This window comes from Algoriphagus sp., from assembly GCF_024642405.1.
Taxonomy (GTDB): domain Bacteria; phylum Bacteroidota; class Bacteroidia; order Cytophagales; family Cyclobacteriaceae; genus Algoriphagus.
This window is the reverse complement of sequence record NZ_JAHEBC010000496.1, coordinates 1-2,211: the sequence shown is the minus strand read 5'-3', so window position 1 is coordinate 2,211 and position 2,211 is coordinate 1. Positions and strand designations below refer to the sequence as shown.

Here is a 2,211-nt window from a genome sequence, read left to right as displayed (position 1 = left end):
AATCTCATTAGAATCAATATCCCAAAATCGTTTCAAGTCTTTAAAAGTCTTGTTAACAGATTGGGTATATTCTCCATCTTTTCCGAAGTACTGATCCTCATTACTGTTTTCGAAAAGAAGTGCATCATAAGTTGGCAATTCATACATTAAGGTTAGGTTTGCGAAATTTATAGAAATATTACTCCAGTCTGAATTTTCCTCATCTAACCAATTTGTGTATGCTGTCGGTCCACATGGAGAAGGATTAACGACTTGCAACAATTGTCTTACTATTTCCTGATAATGAAGATCTGTTCGAGAACCAAGTCCTTTCCTTCGAGCTGTTTCTGATCCTGATTGTAGTTTTGAATTAGTTTTATTTAATAGTTCTTCAAGTTTTGAAAAATCCTGCAAGTTCTGATTTTCATTTATCCCATTAGATAGAAACTTTTGGGCTGCAGGATCAATTCTATCATTTGGCTCTAATTCACAAGCTGTAAGCATCAAAAACGATAGGGAAAAGATCCCCAATATTATTTTGTTTAGTTCTATTGTTTTAGACATTAGATTTTGATGTTAGGATTCATTAAAAAAATTCTAAAATTAAGTCAACCCTATCAAATCACTTAATACTTTTTTAGGGGTATGAAATGTATAATTTATTATTTAAAATACATATTATAGGATTGATTAGTTTTAAAAAAATACATAAAACTCATTTTAAATCAGATGAACAATCAAATACTTCCACTAAATGAATTGTTACCTTATATCAAGGAGAATGATCTCTAATCTGAAAACCTTGAAGAAAAATTGACTTAAACTCTTCTGAATTTGTAAATAGGGAAAAGAATTTAGATTAGAAGAGAAAAGACAGCATGGTTGCTTTATGCAATTCGGTATTAGTTATAATTATCTACTAAGAAAGGTAACAAGCTTCTAAGTAGTAGAAACTCCAATCGCTGCAAGTGGATCATTTATCGTGATTGCAAGAGACGTGACCAAATAGAGTATCACGCCATCAGAATCGGAATGGTATTCTGTTTTTACCTTACCGAAATAATCCCTGATTTCACCAATTTTTTGACCTTTTTTTACTTTTTCCTCAAGCTGAACTGACGGGTACCAACATCCGTCTTCCGTGGAAGTTGTAACTAACATTTTATCCAGAAACTCTACCTCGTATTCCTGGGTTTTACCCGGAACTACCTCTAAAGATCGAAGTACATTTAACACTCCGGCTTTGTATTGATCTACTTCCTTAGGACTCCATCGCCCGCATTGACCTAATTCAGCTAAAAAACCCGGCGTTCCCGACTGGGCTGCTGCACCGATGGAGCCATTCTCCGAAATCGAACCAACCACATATGGAAACCCTAATAGGGCAGAGGCAATTCGTGATTGCTCAGCTTTTTCGGTACTTCCCAACTTAGAATAGATCACAAAAGGAACCAATCCCTCATGAATATCTCCTCCATGAAGATCCAAATAGAAATCGGCTGCTTGTTGAAATTGATGGACTTCATAAGCAATTCGTTCGCTGACGGTTCCAGTGGCTTTACCAGGGAAAACCCTATTTAAATTCTTCCCATCAAAAGGACCATAATATTGCATTCGAGCCAGGAAAGCAGCAGGATTAACTGGATGAATAATCAAAACGGAGCCTGAAACTTCAGCAGGATCAATTTCATTTGCCAATTGAATAGCTGTCTCTATGCAGGGATATTCACCCCCATGTACTCCAGAGGTAATCAATATTACTTTTCCTGGTTTTGCACCTTGGATAAAAGTGAAAGGCATTTCTACGGGAGTTCCTGGTACTGGTATAAATCCCCGGGTCTTAGAATTGGCTTTTGATTCTTTACTTTCAGAAAAGTGATTCTTAATTAATTGGAGCATGGAGGAGTTTTTGGTTTTGGAATGAATATATAAAAAAAGGAGAAGGATTTGATGATAAATGATAGGTTGGTTTTTCTTTTTTGAGGAGCAAATTTTTTAAAAGGTTTCTTAATGATTACAAATATTGAATAGATAGAGAGATTTCTCAGTCAGTCCAACTGTCATCTAAATAATTCCAATTCATTTCCTTTTTCGAAATGACCTTATAAAGATATCCTTGAACCAGACTAGTTTTCTTTACCAAATAGCTTAGTCATTTCGAGTAGAGAAAGAAATCTCCTAAGTCAATTTGGATCGAGATTTCCCAGTCGGATCCACTATATAGCAATAGAA

Annotated in this window: 2 protein-coding genes; both read right to left on the bottom strand. The window is 35.3% G+C overall.

Features of this window, described 5'->3' with window-relative positions:
* A partial coding sequence (locus Q0L68_RS19780; protein ID WP_296705963.1) for a hypothetical protein occupies positions 1 to 543 on the bottom strand: 543 nt, incomplete at its 3' end.
* A gap of 375 nt (positions 544 to 918) precedes the next feature.
* Positions 919 to 1,878, bottom strand: coding sequence for a succinylglutamate desuccinylase/aspartoacylase family protein (locus Q0L68_RS19775; RefSeq protein ID WP_296705962.1), 960 nt, complete (start codon positions 1,876 to 1,878; stop codon positions 919 to 921).
* Positions 1,879 to 2,211: the final 333 nt, after the last annotated feature.

Bases quoted from the DNA above. Each gene is read 5' to 3' on its own strand.
- Q0L68_RS19775 (WP_296705962.1), bottom strand. From the start codon at position 1,878: ATGCTCCAATTAATTAAGAATCACTTTTCTGAAAGTAAAGAATCAAAA.